At 55.2% G+C, this 26,354-nt stretch carries 26 protein-coding genes and 1 tRNA gene; 15 read left to right on the forward strand and 12 right to left on the reverse strand.

Annotation, left to right across the window (positions count from 1 at the left end):
• Positions 1-48 precede the first annotated feature (48 nt).
• Positions 49-687, reverse strand: coding sequence for a carbonic anhydrase (locus LKO31_RS01255; RefSeq protein WP_227688255.1), 639 nt, complete (start codon positions 685-687; stop codon positions 49-51).
• Between the two features lie 107 nt (positions 688-794).
• Here LKO31_RS01255 and lipA point away from each other — a divergent pair, with 107 nt between their 5' ends.
• Both lipA and LKO31_RS01265 read left to right on the forward strand, forming a co-directional pair.
• Positions 795-1,724, forward strand: coding sequence for a lipoyl synthase (lipA, locus tag LKO31_RS01260; protein WP_227688297.1), 930 nt, complete (start codon positions 795-797; stop codon positions 1,722-1,724).
• Positions 1,725-1,727: 3 nt separating this feature from the next.
• Positions 1,728-2,204: a type II toxin-antitoxin system RatA family toxin gene (locus LKO31_RS01265; protein ID WP_227688256.1), complete on the forward strand. Its 477-nt coding sequence runs from the start codon at positions 1,728-1,730 to the stop codon at positions 2,202-2,204.
• On the opposite strand, the gene LKO31_RS01270 is transcribed toward LKO31_RS01265, so the two are convergent.
• The gene (locus LKO31_RS01270) at positions 2,147-2,692 is read right to left on the reverse strand and encodes a CinA family protein (RefSeq protein WP_407699227.1); all 546 of its coding nucleotides are present in this window, start codon (positions 2,690-2,692) and stop codon (positions 2,147-2,149) included. The genes LKO31_RS01265 and LKO31_RS01270 overlap by 58 nt on opposite strands.
• Positions 2,693-2,707: 15 nt before the next feature.
• Entirely contained in the window at positions 2,708-3,928 is a 1,221-nt protein-coding gene (locus LKO31_RS01275; protein WP_227688258.1) for a bifunctional 2-C-methyl-D-erythritol 4-phosphate cytidylyltransferase/2-C-methyl-D-erythritol 2,4-cyclodiphosphate synthase, read from the reverse strand.
• Positions 3,929-4,023: 95 nt separating this feature from the next.
• On the opposite strand from LKO31_RS01275, the gene dusB reads away from it, so the two are divergent.
• The 7 genes from dusB (at position 4,024) to hflX (ending at position 13,493) form a co-directional block, all read left to right on the forward strand.
• Positions 4,024-5,022, forward strand: a complete 999-nt coding sequence (dusB, locus tag LKO31_RS01280) for a tRNA dihydrouridine synthase DusB (RefSeq protein ID WP_227688259.1) — start codon at positions 4,024-4,026, stop codon at positions 5,020-5,022.
• Positions 5,019-6,134, forward strand: coding sequence for a two-component system sensor histidine kinase NtrB (locus tag LKO31_RS01285; protein WP_227688260.1), 1,116 nt, complete (start codon positions 5,019-5,021; stop codon positions 6,132-6,134). Before dusB ends, LKO31_RS01285 begins: the two co-directional genes overlap by 4 nt.
• On the forward strand, positions 6,131-7,561 hold the full coding sequence (locus tag LKO31_RS01290; protein ID WP_227688261.1) for a sigma 54-interacting transcriptional regulator: 1,431 nt from the start codon (positions 6,131-6,133) through the stop codon (positions 7,559-7,561). Before LKO31_RS01285 ends, LKO31_RS01290 begins: the two co-directional genes overlap by 4 nt.
• 202 nt (positions 7,562-7,763) lie before the next feature.
• Entirely contained in the window at positions 7,764-10,061 is a 2,298-nt protein-coding gene (locus LKO31_RS01295; RefSeq protein ID WP_227688262.1) for a sensor histidine kinase, read from the forward strand.
• A complete protein-coding gene (gene ntrX, locus LKO31_RS01300) occupies positions 10,051-11,433 on the forward strand; it encodes a nitrogen assimilation response regulator NtrX (protein ID WP_227688263.1) in 1,383 nt (460 codons plus the stop codon). Before LKO31_RS01295 ends, ntrX begins: the two co-directional genes overlap by 11 nt.
• A 142-nt stretch (positions 11,434-11,575) precedes the next feature.
• Positions 11,576-12,070 carry an RNA chaperone Hfq gene (hfq, locus tag LKO31_RS01305; protein WP_227688264.1) on the forward strand — a complete coding sequence of 165 codons (495 nt, stop codon included), beginning with the start codon at positions 11,576-11,578 and terminating at the stop codon, positions 12,068-12,070.
• Between the two features lie 19 nt (positions 12,071-12,089).
• Positions 12,090-13,493 (forward strand): GTPase HflX, encoded by a 1,404-nt coding sequence (hflX, locus tag LKO31_RS01310; RefSeq protein ID WP_227688265.1) that lies wholly within the window; start codon positions 12,090-12,092, stop codon positions 13,491-13,493.
• A gap of 44 nt (positions 13,494-13,537) precedes the next feature.
• Here hflX and mazG read toward each other — a convergent pair whose 3' ends face one another.
• The 9 genes from mazG to LKO31_RS01355 all read right to left on the reverse strand — a co-directional run bounded on the left by mazG (position 13,538) and on the right by LKO31_RS01355 (position 21,730).
• The gene (gene mazG, locus LKO31_RS01315; protein ID WP_227688266.1) at positions 13,538-14,332 is read right to left on the reverse strand and encodes a nucleoside triphosphate pyrophosphohydrolase; all 795 of its coding nucleotides are present in this window, start codon (positions 14,330-14,332) and stop codon (positions 13,538-13,540) included.
• A 74-nt stretch (positions 14,333-14,406) separates the two neighbouring features.
• Positions 14,407-14,583 (reverse strand): hypothetical protein, encoded by a 177-nt coding sequence (locus tag LKO31_RS01320; protein WP_227688267.1) that lies wholly within the window; start codon positions 14,581-14,583, stop codon positions 14,407-14,409.
• Positions 14,580-15,344, reverse strand: a complete 765-nt coding sequence (locus LKO31_RS01325; protein ID WP_227688268.1) for an MBL fold metallo-hydrolase — start codon at positions 15,342-15,344, stop codon at positions 14,580-14,582. The genes LKO31_RS01320 and LKO31_RS01325 overlap by 4 nt, the downstream gene beginning before the upstream one ends.
• Positions 15,345-15,357: 13 nt before the next feature.
• Positions 15,358-16,134 carry a TatD family hydrolase gene (locus LKO31_RS01330; protein WP_227688269.1) on the reverse strand — a complete coding sequence of 259 codons (777 nt, stop codon included), beginning with the start codon at positions 16,132-16,134 and terminating at the stop codon, positions 15,358-15,360.
• Positions 16,134-17,711 carry a methionine--tRNA ligase gene (gene metG, locus LKO31_RS01335; protein ID WP_227688270.1) on the reverse strand — a complete coding sequence of 526 codons (1,578 nt, stop codon included), beginning with the start codon at positions 17,709-17,711 and terminating at the stop codon, positions 16,134-16,136. The genes LKO31_RS01330 and metG overlap by 1 nt, the downstream gene beginning before the upstream one ends.
• Positions 17,712-17,749: 38 nt before the next feature.
• Positions 17,750-18,781 carry a DNA-directed DNA polymerase gene (locus LKO31_RS01340; RefSeq protein WP_227688271.1) on the reverse strand — a complete coding sequence of 344 codons (1,032 nt, stop codon included), beginning with the start codon at positions 18,779-18,781 and terminating at the stop codon, positions 17,750-17,752.
• A complete protein-coding gene (tmk, locus tag LKO31_RS01345; RefSeq protein WP_227688272.1) occupies positions 18,769-19,395 on the reverse strand; it encodes a dTMP kinase in 627 nt (208 codons plus the stop codon). Before tmk ends, LKO31_RS01340 begins: the two co-directional genes overlap by 13 nt.
• Positions 19,392-20,651, reverse strand: a complete 1,260-nt coding sequence (locus LKO31_RS01350) for a D-alanyl-D-alanine carboxypeptidase family protein (RefSeq protein WP_227688273.1) — start codon at positions 20,649-20,651, stop codon at positions 19,392-19,394. Before LKO31_RS01350 ends, tmk begins: the two co-directional genes overlap by 4 nt.
• A 14-nt stretch (positions 20,652-20,665) precedes the next feature.
• On the reverse strand, positions 20,666-21,730 hold the full coding sequence (locus LKO31_RS01355; RefSeq protein WP_227688274.1) for a lytic murein transglycosylase: 1,065 nt from the start codon (positions 21,728-21,730) through the stop codon (positions 20,666-20,668).
• Positions 21,731-21,883: 153 nt separating this feature from the next.
• Between LKO31_RS01355 and LKO31_RS01360 the strand changes: the two genes are divergently transcribed.
• From LKO31_RS01360 to LKO31_RS01385, 6 genes are all read left to right on the forward strand, one after another.
• Positions 21,884-21,973 (forward strand) — tRNA-Ser (locus tag LKO31_RS01360).
• Positions 21,974-22,158: 185 nt separating this feature from the next.
• Positions 22,159-22,848 (forward strand): hypothetical protein, encoded by a 690-nt coding sequence (locus LKO31_RS01365; RefSeq protein WP_227688275.1) that lies wholly within the window; start codon positions 22,159-22,161, stop codon positions 22,846-22,848.
• 96 nt (positions 22,849-22,944) lie between these two features.
• Positions 22,945-23,127 (forward strand): helix-turn-helix domain-containing protein, encoded by a 183-nt coding sequence (locus tag LKO31_RS01370; RefSeq protein ID WP_227688276.1) that lies wholly within the window; start codon positions 22,945-22,947, stop codon positions 23,125-23,127.
• On the forward strand, positions 23,127-23,960 hold the full coding sequence (locus LKO31_RS01375; protein WP_227688277.1) for a hypothetical protein: 834 nt from the start codon (positions 23,127-23,129) through the stop codon (positions 23,958-23,960). The genes LKO31_RS01370 and LKO31_RS01375 overlap by 1 nt, the downstream gene beginning before the upstream one ends.
• A 59-nt stretch (positions 23,961-24,019) precedes the next feature.
• The gene (locus LKO31_RS01380; protein WP_227688278.1) at positions 24,020-25,768 is read left to right on the forward strand and encodes a DUF927 domain-containing protein; all 1,749 of its coding nucleotides are present in this window, start codon (positions 24,020-24,022) and stop codon (positions 25,766-25,768) included.
• A 307-nt stretch (positions 25,769-26,075) separates the two neighbouring features.
• Positions 26,076-26,354, forward strand: a 279-nt coding sequence (locus tag LKO31_RS01385; protein ID WP_227688021.1) for a transposase, incomplete at its 3' end; no start/stop codon positions are given.

Here is a 26,354-nt window from a genome sequence, read left to right on the forward strand (position 1 = left end):
ATTTTAATATCTTGCGAGGAAGATCGGAAAGATTGTGTTTCGGTCAGATCAAGCGGGTTGAAATTCGCCCGTTTGTTCATCCAAAACATGCAAAATGCCGTCGGTAATAGCGAAAAAGGCACCGCGCAGCCGCAAGGTGCCGCGGGCTTCTTTTTCCTTGATGCAGGGGAATGTCCGCAAATTGGCCAAGCTGACCTCTACCGCAGCCATTTCCATCGCGCGTCCCGCGCTGCGGTCCTGAATATTGTTGTGGCTTTCACGAATGGCGGCGCTGGCATCGTCCAGCAATCCAATCCAGTCGGCGATAAAGCCGCCACGGCCCGGTTCCGCGCCCGCCATCGTTTGATGCAAAGCCGCATGACAGCCCCCGCACAAGCCATGACCCAGCACGACGATTTCATCGACATGCAAAAATTGCACAGCAAATTCCAGCGCAGCGGATACGCCATGCCGGCCAGGCGTCGTTTCAAATGGCGGAACCAAGGCGGCAACGTTGCGCACCACAAAGATTTCGCCGGGGTTGGTGTCGAAAATATCCGACGGTTCGACGCGGCTATCGGAGCAGGCGATGACCATGACCTTGGGCGATTGCCCCTCGGCCAATTGGCTCCACCGTTCGCGCTGGGCCTGCCATCCACCATCGCGAAAACGATGATAACCGTCGATCATATCTGCAAAGTGAGTCATGCGGGCTATTTAGCACAGCATCATTTCATGAGAAGATTTTTATAGCCCCCATGTGCATTCCGTCATCGGTGCTTGAGAAGACGGGCGGAGGCGCTTATGTGGACCCCATGACTGACGCCGTGCAAAAACCCATCGCGCAACGCGCGCGCAAGCCCGACTGGATCCGTGTCAAGGCTCCCACCAGCGCAGGTTATTCTGAAACCCGCCGTTTGATGCGGGATTTGAACCTGAACACCGTATGCGAGGAAGCCGCATGCCCCAATATTGGGGAATGTTGGACCAAGAAACATGCGACCGTAATGATCTTGGGCGACACCTGCACGCGCGCTTGTGCCTTTTGTAACGTCAAAACGGGGATGCCACGCGCCGTTGATGCGATGGAACCCGAACATACCGCCATTGCAGCGGCGAAAATGGGCCTGAGTCATATTGTTATCACCTCGGTGGACCGCGACGATTTGCCCGACGGCGGTGCCAGCCAGTTCGTCAAGGTGATCAACGCTTTGCGCCGCGAAACGCCCACGACCACCATTGAAATTTTAACGCCTGATTTCCGAAACAAGCCGGAAAGCGCCGTGGCGTCGATCATTGATGCACGGCCAGATGTGTATAACCATAATCTGGAAACCGTTCCGCGTCTTTACCCCACCATTCGCCCCGGTGCGCGCTATTATGCATCGCTGCGTTTGCTGGAAAGCGTGAAGCGCCGCGACCCATCCATCTTTACCAAATCGGGCATCATGCTGGGCCTTGGCGAAGAACGGCTGGAGGTTCACCAAGTGATGGACGATATGCGCAGCGCCGACATCGACTTCATCACCATGGGTCAATATCTGCAACCCACGCCAAAGCACGCCAAGGTTGCGGAATTTGTGACGCCCAAGGCCTTTGATGCTTATGCCCAAATTGCGCGGGCCAAGGGCTTTTTGCAGGTGGCTTCATCGCCGCTGACCCGTTCAAGCTACCATGCTGGCGACGATTTTGAACGTATGCGCGCCGCCCGCGACGAACAACTTGCCAAGCTAAAGGGCGGATAATCTATGCCGCGTCATCACGACAGCCGTACGCTGCCCTATAGTGCTGCCCAAATGTATAATATGGTGACGGATATTGAAAAATATCCGGAATTTTTGCCATGGATCATTGCCTTGCGCGTCAAAAGCGACAGCGAGGAACAGGCGCTGGCCGACATGATCGTCGGCTTTAAGGGGCTACGCGAGACCTTCTCGTGCCGCGTGCTGAAAACGCGGCCCAATTTGGTCAAGGTCAGCTATATCGACGGCCCGATGAAGCATTTGGACAATGAATGGCGCTTCGAAGATGTCGACGGCGGTTGCCGCGTCGACTTCATGGTCGATTTTACATTCAAGAATAAAATGTTTGAAATGCTGGCTGGTCAATTTTTCGACAAAGCTTTTCGAAAAATGACCAGCGCCTTCGAAACCCGCGCCGCCGAACTTTATGCGGCGGGCAAGGAAATATCGTCGGACGGACGCAGTTCATCGCCTGCCGGTTGAAGCAAATTTAACGCAAACATAGTGGCGGCTTGGCGAATGGATGCACGGTCGCCGCCTGTAAATTGCACGCGCTGCGTGAAATAATCATCGGGATTTTGGCCGCGCAAGGCCCGCGCAAATACCACCAGCCCCACCGGCTTTTTTTCCGATCCACCGCCCGGTCCGGCAATGCCGGTAATCGCCACTGCAACATCAGCGTCGCTATTGGCCAATACGCCAGACGCCATCGCCCAAGCTGTGGCCAATGATACTTCGCCAAATGTTTCCAATATCTCGTTGCTGACATCCAACTGGCGGTGCTTGGCATCCGCACAATAGGTCACAAAGCCTGCGGCAAAAACATCGCTACAGCCCGCCACATCGGTCAACGCCGATGCCACTATTCCGCCCGTGCAGCTTTCTGCCACCGCAATACGGCGGCCAATAGCGCGGTTGGCGCTCAATATTTCGGCCGCCAAATTTTCTTTTTCGGTCTGCCATGCATTTATATCACGCACCTGCATTCACTCCGGCAATTTGATGGTGGCAATGGCTTGGGCAGCAATGCCTTCGCGTCGGCCTGTAAAACCCAATTTCTCGCTTGTGGTTGCTTTTACGCTGACCCGTTCCAACGAAATATTTAAAATCTCGCTGATCCGTTGGCGTATGGGCAAACGATGTGGCCCAATTTTCGGGGCCTCTGCAATGATCGTCAGGTCCACATGCTCTATGCTCCCGCCGCGCGCTGTAACGCGCTGTCCGGCAAACTCCAAGAAGCGATCGGACGCTGCACCGGCCCATTTCGGGTCAGTTGGCGGAAAATGATCGCCAATATCGCCATCCGCCAAGGCCCCCAAAAGGGCATCGGTCAAGGCGTGCAAGGCCACGTCCGCATCGCTATGTCCCAACAAGCCATGGCTATGATCAATGGTGATCCCGCCAATCCACAATGGCCGATCGGGCACCAACTTATGAACATCATAGCCCATGCCCGTCGCGATGCGCATCGGTTGGGGAGTGGTTAGCAAGGCATTTAAGATGGTCAAATCCTCTGCATAGGTCAGCTTGTGCAGGCGCGCATCGCCCACAACCGATAGCAATGTCACGCCCAAGGCCCGAACCAGTTGCGCGTCATCGCTTGCTGCACCCTGATGGGCGGCGGCATGGGCGGCGCGCAAATGCTCCAACCGAAAGGCTTGGGGTGTTTGGACGCGCGCCAACTGGCTGCGGTCAACCACATCGCCCATCACGTCATATTCGGTGTCGGTCCTCTGCTGCGCCGCCAATGTGTCGGGAACGGGCAGGGTGGGTATGGCGGCAATATCCGTGCCCGACACGGTTGCTGCGACCAACCGGTCTACCACGGCGTTGCTTACCCCTGGGCGTGCGGCATCATGCACCAAGATGATATGCTCATCGGGCAAATCACCCAGCAAGGCCAAGGCATTGGCCACAGACTGCTGCCGCTCATTGCCCGCATGGGCCAAATCCCAACCCGCCAGCCGTTCACCCATGGCATCGCGGACTGGGGCATCCGCCACCAGCACCCGCCGCGTAACCGCAGGATGCGCTTCAAAGGCATCCATGCTCCAAGCCAAGACATTTTGATGGCCCAGCCGTTGCAATTGCTTGGGCAGACCAAAGCCCGCACGTTCCCCTTTTCCGCCAGCCAGTAAAATGACGGCGATGGGGACATGGCTGGTTTCCGCACCAGCGGGGGCAGGGACAAAAACAGAATCAGACATAAGCTATGGCGGTTAGCGCAGGCTCGGCTTGCGGGGAAGGGCGTTAAGGTGTAAACGCCTGCTCAATTTTTAGGCAAACTCGAAGGTTTTGGCCCATGGCCCCGCTTAAGCCGATCCAAATTGGCAATATCACCATTGCCGATCCGGTGATCCTGGCCCCGATGACGGGCGTAACAGACATGCCGTTTCGCACACTCGTCCGCCGCTATGGTTCGGGTTTGAATGTCACGGAAATGATCGCCACCGCCGCGATGATCCGCGAAACGCGCCAGTCGGTGCAAAAGGCTGCGTGGGACGCTGTCGAAGAACCTGTGTCCATGCAATTGGCCGGTTGCCGCCCCGACGAAATGGCCGAAGCGGCAAAATTGAACGAAGATCGCGGCGCAGCGATTATCGACATCAACATGGGCTGCCCCGTGAAAAAGGTGGTGAATGGCGATGCCGGTTCCGCCCTGATGCGCGACCTGCCGCTGGCCGCCCGCCTGATCGAGGCGACCGTCAAGGCGGTGAAGGTGCCCGTCACCGTGAAAATGCGGATGGGCTGGGACCATAGCAGCCTGAACGCCCCAGAACTCGCCCATATTGCCGAGGATTTGGGCGCGCAGCTTATCACCGTTCATGGCCGCACACGCTGCCAAATGTATCGCGGCACGGCGGATTGGGAATTTGTGCGCGGCGTCAAGGACGCGGTAAAAGTTCCGGTGATCGTCAATGGCGATATTTGCTCGGCCGATGATGCCCGCACCGCCTTGGCACAAAGCGGCGCCGACGGCGTGATGATTGGGCGCGGCGCTTATGGCAAGCCTTGGCTGCTGGGGCAGGTGATGGCGGCGCTGCGCGGTGAAGGCGATCGCCCTGATCCATCGCTTGATGAACAATATGACATCATCACCACCCATTACCGCGCGATGATTGACCATTATGGCGAGTTTACGGGCGTCAGCATGGCCCGCAAACATTTGGGCTGGTATGTCAAGGGTCTGCATGGTTCGGCGGAATTCCGCAACATGGTGAACCAAGTGGCCAGCAGCAAAGATGTGCTGGATGCGCTGGAAAAATTCTACGAACCCCATCTGACCAAGGCCGCTGCATGACTCGATCTGCGTCGAACATTTCAGCGTTCGACCATGAAGAGTTGCTACAATCACACCCCGTTGCGACCATCGTGATGGACAAAAATGGGGTGTTATTGTTCGTAAATTCGGCGGCAGAACAGCTGTGCAACATCAGCCGCGCTGCGATGATCGGGCGCGTCATCTATGATGTCATTTCCATCGACCGCAGCTATCGCCAACATATGCTCGATGCGTCCAAGCCATCGCTTTATGCGCATCGCACCGAAATTGTCATCGCGTCGGCCCGGCGCGCCATTGATGTCGATTTACAAATGGTGGAATTGGAACATAGCGGCCACCGTATCTTAACGCTTACCCCATCGCAAAATGACGCTGAATTTCTGGGCACGGCTATTGGCCGGTCTGGACGCGCGGCTGGGGCGGCGGCGTCCATGCTAGCCCATGAAATTAAAAACCCACTGGCGGGTATTAAGGGCGCCGCGCAGCTACTGGCTCGCAAGGCCGACGCCAGCGGCGAACGCTTCACCACGCTAATCTGTGCCGAGGTGGACCGCATCACCAAGCTGATCGATCAGATGGAGCATTTCTCACGCGGTCAGCCGCTTTCATGTGATGCTGTTAACCTGTATCAGCCAACCCATCAGGCCATCGAAACCGTGCGGGCGCGGCAATTGCCCGGCATCAAATTAAGCGAGGATTATGACCCATCCTTGCCCTTGGTTCATGGCAATCATGATGCCTTGGTCCAGATTTTGCTGAACTTTGTCACCAATGCTTGCGAGGCCTTGCAAGGCCGCGATGATGGCGAAGTGCGGATTACCACCGCCTATCGCCACGGCTTGTCGATTGATAATGGGGACGGACGGGGACGCACCGCTCTGCCGATCGAAATCAGCGTCAGCGACAATGGCCCCGGTGTTCCCAGCGACATTCGCGGCGATGTGTTCGACCCCTTTGTCACCACCAAGCGCGAAGGGCGGGGGCTGGGCTTGGCACTGGTCGCCAAATTGGCGCGGGATATGGGGGGGACAGTGCAATATAGCCGCGACGACGACTGGACACGCTTTCGCCTGCATCTGGCAGCCGCAAAGCCATCTGATAGCATCTCACCAAAAGATATCATCCCATGAGCATCGGAAAACGCATCTTATTGGTCGAGGATGACCCGACCATTGCCCTGATCATCCGTGAAACTTTGGTTGATGAATGCGCGCATTTTACGGCGGTTTCGACATTGGCAGAACGGGATGCATGGCTGGCCGTTCATCAGCCAGACCTGATGATTACCGATGTGATCCTGCCCGACGGCGATGGTATCGAAAGCATCACCACATCGGGTATCGCGGCCGATGCGCCGATCATCATCCTATCCGCGCAAAATACATTGGATACAGCGGTTCGGGCCGCCAATATTGGCAGCTATGATTATCTGCCCAAGCCTTTCGACCTCGAGGAATTGACCGCCAGCGTTCGCGCCGCCTTGCAACGGCCAAGCGCTAGCGCGGCGGAGAAGATCGTCGATCAGGCCGCTGACCCTGCCGATATTCATGGCTTGGTGGGCCGCGCCCCCGCCATGCAGGCGGTGTACCGCACCATCGCGCGGCTGGCGACCAACGATCTGGCCGTGTTGATTTTGGGCGAAAGCGGCACCGGCAAGGAAGTGGTGGCCCGCGCCATTCACGCCACGGGCCTGCGCCGCCATGGTCCGTTTGTCGCCATCAACATGGCCGCCATCCCGCGCGAATTGATCGAGGCCGAGTTATTCGGTCACGAAAAAGGGGCCTTTACCGGCGCGCACAGCCGCAACGCAGGCCGTTTTGAACAAGCATCGGGCGGCACCTTGTTTCTGGACGAAATTGGCGACATGCCCCTAGAGGCCCAGACACGCTTGCTGCGCGTGCTGCAAACCAATGAATATACCACGGTGGGCGGCAGCCAGTCTTTGCGCGCCGATGTCCGCGTGGTGGCGGCAACCCACCGCGAGATGGCCACTTTGGTGGCCGATGGCCGCTTTCGCGAAGATTTATATTATCGGCTGAATGTCATTCCCGTCACCTTGCCGCCGCTGCGCGAACGACGCAGCGACTTGCCTGCTTTGGTGCGGCATTTCGTGGACGCGGGCCGAGCGTCTGGCCTGCCTGATCGGCAATTTTCTGCGGCCGCGCTGGCGCGGATGGAACGGCACGACTGGCCCGGAAATGTCCGCGAATTGGGCAATGTGGTTCAGCGTTTGGCGGTCCTCAGCCGCGATATCGAGGTGACAGCCCGCGATGTCGACGCCATTTTGTCCCAAGCCAGTGATCATCACGCACCCACCAACCCCGCCGATGCCGTCAGCCGCGCGGTGGACGACTGGGCTTCGCATATTCTGGCTGATCATATGCATGATGGCCATATCCACAAACAACTCGAAACATTGGTCGAGGCCGCCTTGCTTCGCCGAATGCTGCGCGAAGTAAATGGCAATCAGTTGGAGGCAGCGCGGCGATTGGGCATCAACCGCAATACGTTGCGCAAAAAACTGGCCAGCCTTGATATCGACGCCGCGAAATTCTGATCAATCCATTCCACAGACGTCCATCCCACAGACGAATGTGACAATTTAACCCACATTGCTGCCATATCCCCCCATATTTTGCGGGTGGGGGCAGCGTGTATGGGCGCGCACAACCCCATGCGTCCCAAAAAAAGCCACTATTTCTGCACGAAGTTTACATTGTGTGTTTTCTATGCAACATCTTTGTCGTAGCAAGGTCACAATGGAAAGCAACGCCGCCTCGATGCGCAATAGCCCTGTTCTGACCGAAACAAGCCGCAAAATTGGCTGGAAGTTCGGCGTCCCTGAATATTATGCGTTGGCCGTGGCCATCAGCATTGCCGTGGCGACCTATATTTTCGTAACCGGCGACGACCAAAGCGACCAATTGCTGACACCCGCGATTGTCGCGGCGATCATGGTCGCCAATCTGGCTCCTGCCATGGCGTTAATCGTTTTGGTCGGTAGCCGCATCGCTCGCAGCCGCGCCATGCGGTCAATGGAGGGCGGAGAAGGGCGCTTACACGTCCGCCTTGTGGCGCTATTCTCGATGATTGCGGCGGTGCCGACGCTACTCGTTGTGATTTTCGCATCCTTATTATTTCAATATGGCGTGGACTTTTGGTTTTCCGATCGGTCGCGCGGCATGTTTGAAAATGCCGCCAATTTGGCCCAAGGCTATTATCAAGAAAATCAGCGTGAAGTGGGCGCCAACACCACCGCAATGGCCGCCGACCTCAGCCGAACATTGCGCCGCATTTCCATCAATGATCCAGAATTTGCGAATTATTATCTGCAACAGGTGGTGGTCCGCACCCTGAATGAAAGCGCGATTATTGAAATTGGCGCCGATGGCGTAGCTCGCACCCCCGCCATGATCGACCCTGACAACCGCGCTGCTGAAAATCGCATTTCGCCCGCCATGTTGGAACGTCTGGACAAGGGCGAGGATGTGGTGGTGGTCCGAAAAACCGACCGGATCGAGGCCGCAACCCGCTTGCCAGGTATGAACCGCGCTTATCTTTATGCGTCGCGCGACGCCAATGTGCTGGGCCTGCAACAATTTGAACGGGCCCGTGCCGTTCTGGCCGACTATAATGGCCTGTTCCGCCGTTCGCAGGAACTGCAATTGCAATTTAACGTGGCGCTATATCTGGGTTCTATCCTGTTGTTGGCGCTGACGGTGGTGGCGGCTATCCTTGTGGCCGACCGTATTGTTCGTCCGCTGGGGACTTTGGTCGGTGCGACCCGCCGTGCGGCGGATGGCGATTTGTCCGTACGCGTCGCGCCATCCAGCTATGACGATGAAATCAGCGTGCTGACGCGGGCCTTCAACCGCATGACCGAACAGATTGAGGGGCAAACGCGCACCTTGGTCAATGTCAATGAGCAGCTAGAGGTTCGGCGCAGCTTCATGGAAGCCGTTTTATCGGGTGTATCCTCTGCGGTGTTGTCGGTGGATCGCAATGACCATATTTTGCTGGTCAATGCCGCCGCAGAACGGCTGATTGGGCAACCAGCCAACATATTAGTGGGCCAGAAATTGTCCGCCGTCGCGCCCGAACTCGCCCGCCTTCTCGAAGGGGACGAGCGCGAGGGCGTGGTGCAATTGGCCCGCAAAGATTCCGAACCCGCAACCTTGGCCGCCAAGGCCGTGGACCAAGAAGACGGCTATGTCCTCAGCTTTGAAGATATTACGCAGCAGCTTCTGGACCAGCGCCGCGCAGCTTGGTCCGATGTCGCGCGCCGCATTGCCCATGAAATTAAAAACCCGCTCACCCCCATTCAATTGGCCGCAGAGCGGCTACAGCGCCGCTTTGGCAATAAAATCGAAAGCGACGAAGCATCGGTGTTCCGCAAGTTGACCGACACTATCGTGCGTCAAGTGCATGACATGCGGCGGATGGTGGACGAATTTTCCAGCTTTGCCCGCATGCCCAAGCCAACCTTTGGCGCAGAAGATATTCGCGACATTTTGCGCCAATCGGTATTTTTATTCGAAGTGGCCAAGCCCGATATTCAATTCAGCGTGCGCGCACCCGCCGTGATGGACCCCGTGGTCTGTGACCGCCGCTTATTGTCCCAATCGCTCACCAATATCGTCAAAAATGCGGTCGAGGCCATTGAGGAACATCATGACCCCGCATCGACCAAGACCCCCATTGGTCATGTTCGTGCGGACATTGAACAGGCAGAGGGCGGACGGTTGCTGGTGCATATCACCGACGATGGCATCGGCTTGCCCGACCAACGCGAAAATATTGCCGAACCTTATATGACCACCCGCCAAGGCGGCACGGGATTGGGGTTGGCAATCGTCAAAAAAATTGTCGAGCAGCATTATGGCGAGCTTGATTTCCAAGACAGCCCGACTGGCAAGGGAACGCGTGTGACGCTGACCCTCTATCCGGAACGGCTCAAACCACTCACTGGAAAAGTGGGTTCCATCGCAAATGGGCAAGGGGAAACCGTGCCCGGACGCATCCGTAATCGTCAGGATAGGGAAGAATATGGCGCTTGATATTTTAATCGTCGACGACGAGCGGGACATTTGCGACTTGGTCGCTGGCGTGATGGAAGATGAAGGCTATGAAGCCCGTACAGCGTCGAACAGCGACGCCGCACTAGAGGCGATCCGACAACGCCGCCCTTCGTTGGCGCTCATCGACGTGTGGCTTCAGGGGTCGCGATTGGACGGGCTCGGACTGGTGGATGCCATCAAGGAATTTGACCCAACCTTGCCGATCATCGTGATTTCGGGCCACGGCGGGCTAGACACCGCAGTCGCGGCCATCCGCCGCGGGGCCTTTGATTTTATAGAAAAGCCATTTGAGGCAGAGCGTCTGCTGCACTTGGTGGCCCGCGCCACCGAGAATGAACGGCTGAAATTTGAATATGAACAGCTCAAGGAAAAAGTCGGCCCAGCTTATGAACTGACGGGCAATAGCACGGCGATCAACAATGTCCGTGCGACCTTGAAACGGGTGGCAGGCACGGGCAGCCGTGTGCTGATCACCGGCGCGGCGGGCGTTGGAAAAGAAGTCGCCGCGCGCGTTCTGCACGGATGGAGCGGGCGTCACAATGCGCCGTTCCGCGTCATTTCCTCTGCCCGCATGGACCCTGAAACGGTCGAGCTGGAATTATTCGGTTCAGAAAGCGAGGATGGCAGCTTCCGTGCAGGCCTGTTGGAACAAGCCCATGGCGGCACATTATTCTTGGACGAAGTGGCCGATATGCCGCTGACCACCCAAGCCAAAATCTTGCGCGTCTTAACGGACCAAAGCTTTACGCGGGTTGGTGGCCGTACGATGATCCGTGTCGATGTGCGCATCATTTCCGGCTCGGCCCGCGATCTGACCGCCCAAATCGCCGAACGTCGTTTTCGCGAAGATCTTTATTACCGGCTGAACGTCGTACCCGTTCATATTCCGGCGCTGCGCGAACGGCGCGACGATATTGCTGGCCTGTGCGATTATTTCATCAGCCGCTTTGCCGCCGAACGCCGTATAGCGCCGCCCGAAATCTCGCCAGAGGCGATGGCCGCGCTTCAGGCTTATGACTGGCCGGGCAATGTGCGTGAACTGCGAAATGTGGTGGAACGGGTGATGATCATGGCCCCCACCGATCGCCTCAGCCGCATCGACACAGATATGCTGCCATCGGAATTGGTGCGCGGCGGCGTGGATATCCTACCAACAACCGAGGCGGTCACCGCGATCCCCCTCAAGGAAGCGCGGGAAAATTTCGAACGCGAATATCTGCGCATTCAGATCAACCGTTTTTCGGGAAATATCTCCCGAACCGCGAATTTCATCGGCATGGAACGGTCCGCACTGCACCGCAAGCTTAAACTATTGGGCCTGACCGAAAATCCTGATGGAGAAAACTCTTAAAATTTGAAGGACATTCCCCTAGACCTTAAACGCACTTTGCATCATATTGCATCTGCTCACGCGTAGGTGGCAACGGAAGCTAAAATATAAAATGCAACCGTTGCCGGTATTGCGGTGTTACCGCCAAAAATAGGAGACCAATGTGTCCAATAAAAACCAGAATCTACAAGATGTTTTCCTCAACGCGCTGCGTCGCAGCAAAACTCCCGTTACGATGTTCCTCGTCAAGGGCGTCAAGCTTCAAGGCATTATCACTTGGTTTGATAATTTCTCGCTGCTGCTACGCCGCGATGGTCAATCGCAACTGGTATATAAGCACGCAATTTCAACGATCATGCCATCGCATGATTTCGAACTCGCGTCGCTAGGTGAAAATATCCACGCACCATCCGCTGCCAAAGGCAAGGCCTTGCAAGATGTGTTCTTAAACGCTGTGCGCCGGTCAGAAGAGCCCGTGACCATGTTCTTGGTCAACGGTGTGATGCTGCAAGGCGACATTGTCGCTTTCGACCTATTCTGTATGCTGTTGGAACGTGAGCGTCAGGTTCAACTGGTATATAAGCACGCAATTTCAACGGTTCAACCAAATGGGCCGATCAACCTGACGGAAACGGATGACGAAGCAGAAGATAATTGATCAGTCATCTGAGATCCGTATGAACGATGAACGCATAGAGGTTACGCGTGGTGCCAAGGCCCTGCTGATTGTACCCCAATGGTATAGTCAGGGTCTGCCACGCGACTCGGAAGCACGCGTGGGCGAGGCGACTGGCCTTGCCCACGCTATCGGCCTTTATGTGGTGGCTGTTCACGCCCTACGCCTACGCCAAACCCGCGCCGCGACGTTAATTGGCGTTGGACAAATTGAAACGATCAAGCCGGACATTGTGGCAAAAGATGTTCAGTTGGTGATCGTCGATGCATCTTTATCGGCCATTCAACAGCGCAATCTGGAAACCGAATTGGGTGCCAAGGTCATTGACCGAACCGGCCTGATCTTGGAAATTTTTGGCGAACGGGCCGCAACTGCCGAAGGGCGATTGCAGGTCGAATTGGCGCATCTCGATTATCAAGCCGGTCGCTTGGTCCGTAGCTGGACACACTTGGAACGCCAGCGCGGCGGCTTTGGTTTTCTTGGCGGACCTGGCGAAACCCAGATTGAGGCCGACCGCCGGATGATCCGCAATCGCATGGCCCGCATTCGCCGTCAACTGGAGGACGCGCGCCGTACCCGCAAATTACAACGCGCAAAACGCCAGCGTGCGCCGTGGCCCGTGGTGGCCTTGGTTGGCTATACCAATGCTGGAAAATCAACCTTCTTCAACCATTTGACGGGCAGTGACGTCATGGCAGAGGATATGTTGTTCGCAACCCTAGACCCAACGATGCGCGAAATTCGCTTGCCGGGTATCGACAAAGCCATTTTGTCGGACACGGTCGGATTTGTGTCGGACCTGCCGACCGAATTGGTCGCGGCATTCCGCGCAACGCTTGAAGAAGTCACGACCGCAGATTTGATCGTCCATGTCCGTGATATTGTGCATCCCGATACCGAAGCGCAATATGAGGATGTCCGTCAAATTCTGGAATCGCTGGGCGTCAACGGACGCGAAAGCGAAGGGGAAGGGGAGGATGATCAGGAACCCATCCCGCAGATCGAGATTTGGAACAAAATTGACACGGCCACGCCCGAACAGCGTGCCGATATCATCGCCAGCGCCAAACACCGCGCGGATGTCGCCATTATGTCCGCTTTTACAGGCGAAAATGTCGATGGGGCGCGGGCCTTAATGGCGTCCGTTCTGACGTCATTGCACCAAAAATGCCGGATATTTTTGCGCTATGATCAAGGGGACGCCAACGCATGGCTCTATGCGCGGGGCGACATTTTGGCTGACGAAGCAGCCGAAGATGGCCATTGGATAACCACCCGTCTTGACCCGGCGGACATGGCCCGTTTCAATCGCCTATGGCCGGGCCATTTGGATGGAGCAGACGAAATTTTTCGCGACGAAGAACCGACATCGGTCCCTTATGACCCGCTCGCTACCGACGAGTAAAATATTAAAGTGAATTCCAAGATATTATCTCCAATATCTTGGAATTACGCCTTTTCGCTGTCCTTAACCTGCGCCCAATAATGTTCCAATTGGTCCAATGTCAGGCCATCTAAGGGGCTATTTGCCAATTTTTCGACGGTCGAAAAGCGGCGGGAAAATTTGGCATTGGCGGCCGTTAGCGCCGCTTCGGAATCGACGCCCAAGTGACGGGCATAATTCACCACCGCGAACAGCAAATCGCCAATTTCTTCGGCGCGATGCTCATCATTTTTGGCGTCATCGACCTCGGCCAATTCTTCCAAAATTTTCGCGCGCGGACCATCAATATCGGGCCAGTCAAAACCAACACGCGCGACGCGAGATTGAATTTTCTGGGCACGCATCAGCGCGGGAAGGGAGAGGGCGATTCCATCCAGCAACTGGCGTTCACCCTTGCTTGCCCGTTCGGCGGCTTTAATTTCTTCCCATTGACGTTTGACATCGTCGGTCTTGGTGTCGCCAAAAATATGCGGATGGCGGCGTTCCATCTTGTCGCAAATGGCGGCGCAAACATCATCAAAGGCAAATATATTTTTGTCGGCCGCAATCTGGCTGTGAAAAACCACCTGCAGCAACAAATCGCCCAGTTCATCTTTAATGGCGTCGCCATCACCGGATTGGATGGCATCCGCCACCTCATAGGCTTCTTCGATGGTGTAGCGCGCGATGCTTTCAAAATCTTGGGCCAAATCCCATTCGCATCCGCCATCGGGGTTGCGAAGCTGGGCCATGATCGCCAGCAAACGGTCCATTGGCTTTATCACATCGGCGGGGGATTTGATGGTGTTTGGCAAAGACATGCAATAATCCGATAATATATATTATGTTAAATTATCATAAAATCGACCAACGCCGATCAACCTTGGGCTGGCTTTTATCCCAGCCCCTGCCACCAACTGGCAACCGCAAACATGACAGCAAAAATGGCAATCCAAATCAGCGCCATTTTCAGCACATCGCCAATCGGCAAGCGCCGCGCGACCAAGGCGCTGATGACCAAGGTAAAGGCACCAATAAACCAAATGGTTTGAACGATGCCGTCACCTGTCATAACTGCACTTCCAATCCGTCAAAGCCGGCTTCGACATTATCGGGCAATTCCGATGACACATCCGCATAGTCCATACTATTATCCATATGGGTAATAATGGCTCGAGGATTGCCGACCTTTTTGATCGCGTCCAGCGACATTTTCAAATGCGGATGGGTCGGATGCGGATAGCGGCGCAGCGCATCGATCACGAACAAATCGACACCTTGGAAAAAGTCGACCATTTCATCCGTGAATTTGGAAAAATCGGTGGCATATCCAATTTTATGGGCGCCATCGCTGAACACCAAGCCAGTCGCCTTGATGGGGCCATGGGGCATTTCAATCGCCGACACTTCAATCGGCCCGATGGATTGATGATCCAATAAATCAATCGGATCCACCGACGCCGGATAACCAGCATTGCCAGCAAAAGCATAAGTGAAACGCCATTTCAAAATATCCAGCACATGATTGCGAGCATAGGCTGGCACAGGCGAACGGCGACGGTTCATGATCTGGCGCAAATCATCCAGCCCATGGCAATGGTCCGCATGTTCATGCGTCCAGATAACAGCGTCCACTTCACCAACTTCAGCACGCAACAACTGCATTCGCATATCGGGACTGGTGTCCACCAAAATGCGAAAACCGCCCAGGCTGATCAAAATGGAGGCACGGGTTCGAAAGTTCAGCGGATTATCTGGATCGCAATCGCCCCAGTCATTGCCGATGCGCGGCACACCCGACGATGTACCACATCCCAAAATCCGTACCTTCATGGTTTCATGCGTTTCATACCGATGCTTTACTGAACAATTGATAGAAATTACGAGAGCTTATCTCAGCGAGTTCGTCCCTATCCTCCTCGCGCAGCTTCGCCAGAAATTCCAGCGTATCTGCGACAAAGGCAGGCTCGCCCGTTTTCCCACGATGCGGCACAGGCGCCAAAAAAGGCGAGTCCGTTTCAACCAACAAGCGATCTTGCGGCAACCATTTCGCGGTTGCCTGCAATTCCGCCGCATTTTTGAACGTTACAATACCAGAGATAGAGATGTAAAATCCCAAGTCCAAGGCCTTGCGTGCAAAATCATCGCTGGCGGTAAAGCAGTGAATGACGCCGCGATACGGTGCCCTGCCCATTTCGTCCGCCATGATGGCCAAGGTGTCATCCTCTGCATCGCGGGTGTGGACGATCAACGGCAAGTCCGTTTGCTGACACGCATGAATATGCGTGCGAAAACTGCTTTGCTGCTGGTCACGGTCCGACTTGTCATAATAATAATCAAGGCCGGTTTCACCAATGGCGATGATACGCGGATGGGCTGCCCTCCCCACCAGTTTTTCGGTGTCGATATGGGGGTGTTGATCGGCATCATGGGGATGAATGCCGACGCTGGCCCACACATCATTGTGGCGTTCCGCCGTTGCCAACACATCATCCCACTCGCTTTCGCGTGTAGAAATGTTCAGCATAGCCGTCACCCCCCGCGCCCGCGCACGGTCCAGAACGTCATTTTGCTGTTCCGCAAGGCCCTTGTAATTCAGGTGACAGTGGGAATCGACCAGCATCAGGTCTGCCCTACCCCCTCTGCGCCTTCCGGCAAGTCCAAACGCGGGAAGATTGGCACAGGTTGACCAATCTTACACCCGCTGGCGATCAGCTTGTCGAACCATTGGTCATCGGCCAAGGCCGCATAGTCACGCGCATCAGCATCAATACCCATCTGATCCAACAGCTTATCAGCTGATGCTGGCACAACGGGTCGAATAGCAATGGCCAAGGCCCTGACAGCCTTGAACAAAGTCATCAGCACGGCGCGCATACGTTCATGGTCTGTCTTGCGCAGCCCCCATGGTGCCTGTGTATCAACATATTGATTGGACGCGAAAACCGAACGGATCCAATCTTCGATACCAACCGAAAATGCCAATTCATCAAAGGCGGTGGGCAGTTGCTCACGGGCCATGGTGAAAATATCAGCCAATAAGGCTTCATCATCGGCATGAACTTCATAATCATTGGACAGAGTGCCATCCAAATTCTTGAAGATCATTGACAAACTGCGCTGGGCCAAATTGCCAAAGCTGTTGGCCAAATCGGCGTTTGCGGTGCGCACAATGGCTTCTGGAGAATAGGTGCCATCTTGCCCAAAGCTCACTTCCCGCAACAGATAATAGCGCATCTGATCGACGCCAAATTGGTCGGCCAAATCCATCGGGTCCACGACATTGCCCAAGGATTTGGACATTTTTTCGCCGCGGTTCAGCAAGAAACCATGGCCAAAAATCTGGCTCGGCAGCGGCAGATTGGCGCTCATCAAAAAGGCGGGCCAATAGACCGTGTGGAAACGGACAATATCCTTGCCGATCATATGGATATTGGCGGGCCAATATTTGGCGAAATCGCCATCCGTGTCGGGATATCCGATACCCGACAAATAAGCCGTCAGGGCATCCACCCAAACATACATCACATGGCCATCGCTGTCCGGAACCTGCACGCCCCAATCAAAGCTGGTGCGCGATACGCTCAGATCCTTCAGCCCGCCCTCGACAAAGCGCAGCACCTCATTCCGGCGGCTTTCGGGGCGGATAAAGTCGGGGTTGGATTCATAAAGCGCCAGCAACTTGTCCTGATATTTGGACAGCGCGAAAAACCATGTTTCCTCGGCGGTCCATTCCACCGGCGTCCCTTGGGGGGACAGGCGAACGCCCCCTTCCCCATCCGTCAATTCGCTTTCGTCGTAAAAGGCTTCGTCGCGAACGCTATACCAGCCTTCATAACGGTCCAGATACAGGTCGCCATTGGCCTTCATGGCGTTCCAGAGCGCCTGCGACGCCTTGTGATGCGATGGTTCGGACGTCCGAACAAATTTATCATAGCTGATGTTCAGCTTGGCAGCCATCGCCTTGAAATGATCAGCCATTTCTGTCGCGAAATCCAAGGTTTCGCGGCCCGCCGCACGGGCGGTTTGAACCATTTTCAATCCATGTTCATCGGTGCCCGTGATCATGCGTACATCGCGGCCACGTGCGCGTTGGAAACGCGCCATGACGTCGGTCGCAATAGATTCATAGGCATGGCCGATATGGGGGCGACCATTGGGATAGCTGATGGCGGTGGTGATATAAAATGGTTCAGACATGGCCGCGCTTTAGCGGCTTGCGGCGCATAGGGAAAGCGTCAGCGTGCACCCTGCGCAAAATGCGGTGAAAGTTCAGCCAAAATATTGCCAATGGCAAAGCCAATCATCGCCCCATCATAGCTGCCCGCAATCGCGCCGCGCGTGGTTTTATGAATGGCGTCCCATTGCGCCAACACCGGTCCAAGCGCAGAAATTGGGCATTTTCGGGCCATATCGGCAATCAATCCTGGCACCAGATCAATCACCAGTTCTAACTTTTCGCGATTGGCGACGCCCGCCACGCTTTTCGACAATTCGGCCCGTAAAATATTTTGCGGGTCGCCCGTTCGGACAATCGCCAGCAATTTTTCCTCGATGGATAGAACATCGCTGTCGATCAATGCCAAGGCCTTGCCCGGTACGCCGCCCGATGCGGCGGCAATGGCGCGAATGTCCGACCGGTCGAGCATGGGCCGAATGGATTGCAACCAGCCTTCCACCTGATCCTGTTGGACGGGCTGAAAACGCAGCAAGCGGCACCGCGAACGGATGGTCGGCAGCAATTTGCCCGGTGAATGGCTGACCAGGAAAAACAAAGTCTTGGCGGGCGGTTCTTCCAATGTTTTTAACAAAGCATTGGCCCCCGCCACCTCCAGATCATCGACCGCATCAATGATGATGACCCGCCATGAACCCATAGATAGCGACATTTGCAAGCGGCGGATCATCTGCCGGACCTGATCAATGCTGATGCTGCGGGCGATATCCTTGGCTTTATCCTTGTCAGCGTCTTTGGCCTTGGACTTGCCCTTATCTTTGTCCTTCGCTTGGCGGCTGAGCATCAAAATCTCGGGATGATTGCCCGCGTCAAACAAGCGGGCCGCCGCCGCGTCGCCTTCGTCATCCAAAGACGCCGCATCGCCAGATCCGGCTGGACCGTGGGTGGCCAAGAAACGCGCCACGCGCATGGCAAAGGCCGCCTTCCCCATCGACTGCGGCCCCGCCAGCAACCAAGCATGATGCAGGCGTCCGCTTTTCCATGCATCCAAAAAGGCAGTCTCGGCGCCCTCTAGCCCGATTAACTCAGCCATGGCGTCAATTCCTGCCAGATGTGCTGCGTGACCTGCTCGGCGCTGTCGTCGGCGTCAATGACGCGCCAACGGGCGGGGTCTTCGGCGGCCATCGCCAAAAAGCGTTGGTTCAAGCGCGCTTGATATTCCGAAGACTTGCTGCCCATTCGGTCCGAACCGCCCACATCACGCACCGACAAACGCGCTGCGGCTTTGTCGGGCGCTAGGGTCAGCAAAAATGTTCGGTCGGGCAACAGGCCATCGCTGCCAATGCGGTGCAGCGCCATGACGTCGGTATCGCTTAGGCCCCCGCCGCCGCCCTGATAAGCGCGTGTGCTGTCAACATAGCGGTCACAGATCACCCACGCGCCGCGTTCCAGTGCGGGCAAGATGGTTTTGGCGACATGGTCCGCCCGCGCCGCTGCAAACAACAATGCCTCTGCCCGCGCGTTCCAGCGGTCATCGCTGCCTTCCATCAACAATTTGCGAATGGCCTCCGCCCCCGCGCTGCCACCCGGTTCGCGGGTCACAATATGGTCGATGCCAGCGTCCGTAAACGCGTCGCTCAGACGGGATATTTGCGTTGATTTTCCAACGCCCTCGCCGCCTTCCAGCGTGATAAATCTTGCTGTCACAGCCCCGTCATCCGATGCCATCCGGTGCGGGCTTGGTCCATCGTTCCGCCCATTTCAATGTCGCGGTCGGACACCAAAGGCGTTGTTTGCTGCGGCAATCCGGCGGGTGTAATCACAAAATTGGCCACCTTATCCCCCTTGGCAATCGGCCCCTGCCACGGCGTAGCACCCTGAATGGCGGCGCGATAGCTGCCATCATGCCCGCGCGGAACGGTCATGCGGACTGCCATGCTATTTTGCGCGATCAATTCCGGCTGGCTACCCCCGCTGACGTTCAAACGAAGCATCGGCGTGTTCTGCTGTGCCAAAACACGGCCTTCCCAAGCGCTAAAGCCCCATGTCATCAGCCGCTCTGCTTCGTCGCGCCGTTCGCGCTCGCTGCTCATGCCAGCAACGACCATGATCAGGCGGCGGCCATCGCGCTTGGCAGACCCCAGAAAACAATATCCAGCCTCCGCAGTATAGCCCGTCTTCAAGCCATCCGCGCCCGCAAAGCGCCCCAATATCGGGTTGCGATTGCGCTGAACGATAGGCTTTTTGTCCGGCGACAAGCCATGCTCCAACCTTGGCTGAGAGAAATAGCGGGCATAGGCTTCGGGATGATCGCGGATCAAGCGGTCGGCCAAACGGATCATATCTTCGGCGCTGACCATGGTTCGGCCGCCATCGGGCCAGCCACTGGGCGTACCAAATTGGCTCGACGTCATGCCAATATCAGCGGCTACACGGTTCATCCGCCGAACAAATTCTTCCTCGCTTCCATCCACGCCAACGGCCAACAAGGTCGCAGCATCATTGCCCGACACCGTGATCAGACCCATCAGCAACTTGTCCACGCTCACCCGTTCCCGCGACCGCAGAAACATCGTGCTATTGCCTTTGCGCGCATTCCACTGTGCCCAAATCGCATCGGTCATCTGAAATGTGTCGGACGTCTTTAACCGCCCATCTTTGATCAAATCCAATATGACATAAGCGGTCATCACTTTGGTCATCGACGCGGGCGCAAAGCGTTTTTCTGCGCCGCGTGAAAAAAGGATCGCCCCGCTGTCCAAATCTTTCAACATGATGATCGGCGCTTTGGTCACATAGATTGGTCGGCTGACCGGACCTGTTCTGGCCGCCGCTTTGGGCTGTGCATCCGCATCCGCCGCGCCGCCCAGCCCCAGCCCGCCAACCATCAACATCATCGCAGCCAGCGATACCGCGCCCAGCCCAAATGGCTTGATCGCGGCGTTATATCGTCCCGCATTCATTCTGATACGCTCATTTACCGGTGAATTTCATCCGCCAACACGCCGACCGACAGCGCATAGAAATTGGAACAATTATAATCCAAAATTGCGCGATAATTGCCCGTCAACAAATAGGCCGTGCGGCCTGGGCCATCGGGTTCCAACAACACCGCCTGAATATGATCGGCGGGCCAATTGCCCTGTTCTGGTACCACGCCCATTGCACGCCATTCGCCCATCGAACGCCAACGGCTATGCCGCGCAAAAACACGCGGGCAGCGCGCGGGGTTCAGCTGGGATGCAATGCTGTCACGGTTGAGTGATGCCGGAACGCGAACCGGAACGCCCCACGGCTCGCCATTTTTCCAACCAGCAGCGCGTAAATAGCTGCCGATGGATTCCACCGCATCCGCTTCGCTCGACCAAATGCGTGCCACACCATCGCCGTCACCATCTTCGGCGACGCGCAGGTAAACGGACGGCAAAAACTGCGGATAGCCAAAGGCCCCTGCCCAGCTTCCCTTCAAAACTTGGCGCGGAACGCCGCGTTCCACCATCACCATCGTCGCCAGAAATTCCGGTTCAAACAAGCTGCGCCGGCGCCCGTCATAGGCCAGCGTCGCCAAGGCTTCGGGCAAATCAAAATTGCCGGTCACTTTGCCATAAGCGGTTTCATGGCCAAAAATGGCAATCATCACCGCGCCCGGCACGCCGGTCTTCGCTTCGATTTGCGACAATAAGGGCCGCAAACGGGAATACACACTGCGCCCACCATTGATCCGCGCCGCATCGACATGCTTGGCCTTATAGGGGGCAAAGGCCGGAATGGCATTGCTGGTCCCGCCACTCGACAGATTATCCTTATCCAGCGCAATCACGCGGGCGTTATAACGCAGGCCCGCCGTCATCTGATCAAAGGTTGTCCGCGACACCCCTTGTGCCTGCGCAACTGGCCACAAGCTTTGAACATAAGCATCAAAGCCGCCATCGGCGGCGCCTTGGGCGCAAGCTGGCAGAGAAAACACCGCCGCCCAAGCCGACAAGATAATCCCCGCCTTGGGCAGGTGCGAACTGATTCTGAAAGGATATTTGCGCATCATTCACCGCCTTTAGGGTGAAATTGGCACAGATGCACCCATGTTGACCAGCATGGCACGCGCAAAAATGCGATAATCGCAATTTGTTGAACGATATTCGGTGAACCCACATCTTTTGCTTGCCGCAGAAATTTCAGCGATTAAGGAGGGCCGCAAGGACAGGTGGCCGAGTGGTTTAAGGCAGCGGTCTTGAAAACCGCCGTGGGTGGAAGCTCACCGTGGGTTCGAATCCCACCCTGTCCGCCATTTATCCTTATATTTCAATACTTTAATCACTAAATGGGCTCTCACGCCCACTCTCGTGCCCACTTTGTGTGCGGTAGCACACGTATGATTACGGCCAACCACGTACCATCTAATTTCTCGGACAATTAGCCGTTTCCTAACCTTTGCCTGCTCCTTTGGCCTCTACAAGCTAAGGGAGAGACGTCGTGGCGAGAGGGATTAATGGAGATCAATGGTATACTATCGATGAGGCAGAGGCGATTGTTGTGGGAAAGCTCGGTCCCGATGCTCAGCGCTACATCGCCGAGGGGTTAAAGGACGGTCGGATTCGAGCCAAAGCCGATAGGCAGTGGGTCAGCAACGAGATCAACCTTAACGTGGCTTGGCGAACGCGGGCAGAGCATGAAGGCGATATGCTGTTAGACGCGGAGGTTCGGCCAGCCATATGGCGGCAGTCCACGAATTGGCCACGAGATTTAGCTAGATGGCGCTGGAGCCAAAATCGCTTCGTGATAACACGGAGGATGAGGACATCAGCTAAAGGCACACCCCCTGACCGGACCATCATTGTAGGATTGTATCTGCTGAAGCAAGATGTGCAAAAACTGTGTGGCCGGGGAAAAAAGAACAACGGTGGCGGAAAAGTTGACTATGAAAAATGGGCCAACTTGATCCACCAGTTCATCGACCTTGAACGAAAAGGTCGGATCACTCATGAGTCCTATCCCTCCAAAAACCACCTAATTGAAGCTATATGGGAACGCGTTGAGCTACTCTATGACCCTGAGCACAAAGTAAAAACCATCGGCGAAACAACTGCTGGACGGATCGCTGGCCACCTATGGGATCTACTTGTCTCGACACCGCATACCCAGCCAAACCAAGACGCAACATAGCTCAAAATAGCACTTTTGTGCTTCCGTTACGAACGCCAAACAAAACGGCAGTTCCTGTTTGGAGGTCAATTTCGGCTTCCAAACAGGAGATTCGTCATGGCGAATATTACTCACTCAGTCCGGGAGACAGCGCGTATGCTGTCCCTCGGATCGACAAAAATATATGAGCTGATCAACAGCAACGACCTTGAGGTCGTCAAAATTGGCAGAAAAACCCTCATAAAGCGCGATAGCATCCTAGCCTTGGTAGAGCGTTGCAGCATCAAGGGGGGCCAATAATGTCCCGCCAGAATATAATGCAGCTATCGCGACTGCAAAACGAATATGCGCTCACTGGGCCAAATGGCTCCTTTATCGAAAGCGCAGAAGATGCCCTCAATGAGGATATCATCCGCGCAAAGATGCTACGTATCTATGCCGCGCAAAATGATGTCGCTGAGGCAAAGGACCTAGCGAAACGCATGGGTTCAACCGTCACGCCCTGCTCCCTTGCATCAGCGCGATATATGCATGACGTCCGACAGATAGTGGTTCCTCATTTATGGCAATTGGTGGACCAACATGACCCAGAGGTCCGAGCATTCACTTTATGTAGCCGCAAGTGGGAGTTTCCTGCCGCTGATCTCAAACTGGTGGACCCTTTAGCGTTGGTCTCTGGCCTACGTGCTGATCTCTATCGCCAAGGAGCCCGTGATCTAAACGGCTTTTTATTCGCCAATCAAGACGCTGAATTTAACTCAGCCACACTGAAGTGGCGCTTCCATTGGCATGGAATCGGCAGTGGCACACTGATTGAAGCTATTGAGGGATTAAGGGGCAGCCCTAAATATAGCCGCCCTAAAGATATCAGAATATCTCGCTCCCCACTTACCCACCTCCCCAGCCCCATCACTTATTTGATCAAACCATTTTGGGGATCTCGTTGGCAGGGGCTCATCGACGGCCATATGCGCCGACAGAAATGGCGAAGCCGGGTCCCTGAACCTTGGCACAGCCAATTGTTGATGTGGCTCGACAGGTGGAGGCCTGCCGACTGTGCGCTTTTGCAGGGCATGGCCGTCAAATCTGGTGGGCTAGTTATGAGCTCAAAAAATAAAGAATGGGAGAGCTAAGATGACCTATTTTAGCCAGTTAGACACCTCTAGCCCTATAGCTGGACAAGTTAATATGGGTGAGTGGATACAACACAGCATCTCTCTCCCTGTTCAACACCAATGCCACACCATCACTCTCCAAAATGCTGGGGAAGTGGGGAGCCGCGATTCACTTTGTGATGGAGGCTGCCATGAAGAAATCATTTAAAGTTGATGGTTTTATTACCAGCAGTGGGACAAGGTGGGTGAAGATTTCGGATAATGAAAAACATTGCTGGGTGCCGTTCAGCGATTTCCATGGTCATGGAAAAGAGGCAATTGCCAGATTAAGCCGCGGTGGAGTCATTATTGTTGGCTCAGCACGCGTCAAAAAATTAATGGATGAAGTTGCTGGGATCGAACAATTCTATGAAGCCGAACTGGTTGAGCACATAGGTTGGAACGGAAAACATTTTGCGCTCCCAGACGGCACCGTGTTCTCGCCGGAAGGATGCTCTTCAGATGAGGTGCTGTTTGAAATCTCCAACAACAAATGCTCTGCTAAGGGTGACGCTGAAACTTGGCTGCAGGACGTTGCCGCTAAGTTGGCAAACCAATCGATACCTATTTTTGGTCTTTGCCTGACCTTCGCCGCAGCTATCTTGCGGCTAACTAATCGTGTTGGAAATTTTGGGTTCGAACTCGTAGGCGGAAAAGGAACAGGCAAGAGCACGGTCCAACAATTAATGTCGTCCGTGCTTGGCGGCGCTATACAGGGCGATGACGGTCATTATTATATCTCGTTCGACGCAACGGCGAACGGTTTAGAGCAAGAGATGTCCGCCCACTCCGATATCCCTATGATATTAGAGGAAGCCAATCTCTTTCTTGCGGGTGAAAGTCCCAAAATGAGGGGGGAGCACTTCAAAGCCATCGCATTTCGCTTAGCGGGTGGCACTGATAAGCGGCGCTTTGATCAACGAAACGGTGGCGAATATCGATTTGTTTATATGTCGTCATCGAACGAACGACTGGCTGATTTAATTGATAATAGGAATGAGGCCGCAAGCGCGGCAGCAGATCGATTTATAACACTCGAACTCTTTCCAAGCCGCAAACACGGGGTGTTTGACAAGATACCGCATGAGTACGCAACAGCGGGCCAATATGCTGGGAGTCTGATTGCGGCAGCAAACAACCACCACGGACACGCTATTAGGGTATTTTTGAAGCAACTGGTTCAAGATCGCCACGATGATGAAGATATCCTCAGGGCAAATATTGAGCGCAGCGTGCGATTATTTCAGAAAAAATCCAATGCTGACTTAGACAACGGCTCCGCAGCACGTGTGGCTGAGGCATTTGGCATCGTCTACGCTGGGGGCGTACTCGCACAGCAATATGGTGCGCTACCTCAAGGACTTAAATGCGGTAAAGCGGTGTTAGATTGCTATAAGATGTACCTGTTAGGCAATCACGAAGCGTCCGCGTTGCTTTCCACCCTGCAAGCGATTGCGGGAAGAAATGACACTGCCAAGATTGGTTTCCAAAAACATGGGGGTACTCCCCTTCCCTCCAGCGATTGCCTCGAGGCAGTGCCAGCGTTTTTGAAGAAGGTAGGAACCAAGAGAGAGCTTTGGATCAAACCAGACCGCATTCACCATTTGATACCTGGATGGGCACGGTTAAAGAATAAGCCTGAAATTATCGCCCTTCTCAAAAGAGATGGTGATCATAAAACCGTTAAACGAACACTACCTACAGAGAGCAAGCCTGCTAGAGTTTACTGCTTCGAGTTACCCAAGCAAAACAAGAAGGCAAAAGCTAAGCGCAGCAACAACTCATAAACATCGATTGCGGCCACTGATGACATAACCGCATTTTTGTCATCAGTGCCCAACCCTTTTGCCGACATATGTGCCGACGTAAATAGCGTCCGCTATGCGCCCTCTTATCGGATGCTCCGCCAGACACCAGTCCTCCCCAAGAGCGGTCACTCCAAGTTCGATGGAGAACCACATTTGAAGTAGCACATTGGGCTGGAGAATCTCCCGCTGCGTACCTATCGTTGTCCCCCGTCAGCGCCTATGGCACAGATTTGAGGTTGCGAATTAAGGAGTGTTTTGGTCTCATCGTAGTGACGAAGGAACGCAGATGAGAGCAAAACACTCAGTCGCCAAAAAGCCAGCCGAGGCGGTGGTGAAGGACATACGCCGAGCGACGCGTCGGCAGTTTTCAGCCGAGGATAAAATCCGGATTGTGCTGGAGGGCTTGCGCGGTGACGATAGTATCGCCGAACTCTGCCGCAAGGAAGGTATCGCCCAGAGCCTATATTACACATGGTCGAAAGAGTTCATGGAAGCTGGCAAGCGCCGTCTGGCCGGCGACACTGCCCGCGCTGCGACAAGCGGCGAAGTGCAGGATCTGCGCCGT

The sequence above is a fragment of the Sphingopyxis yananensis genome (assembly GCF_020687785.1).
Lineage (GTDB): Bacteria > Pseudomonadota > Alphaproteobacteria > Sphingomonadales > Sphingomonadaceae > Sphingopyxis > Sphingopyxis yananensis.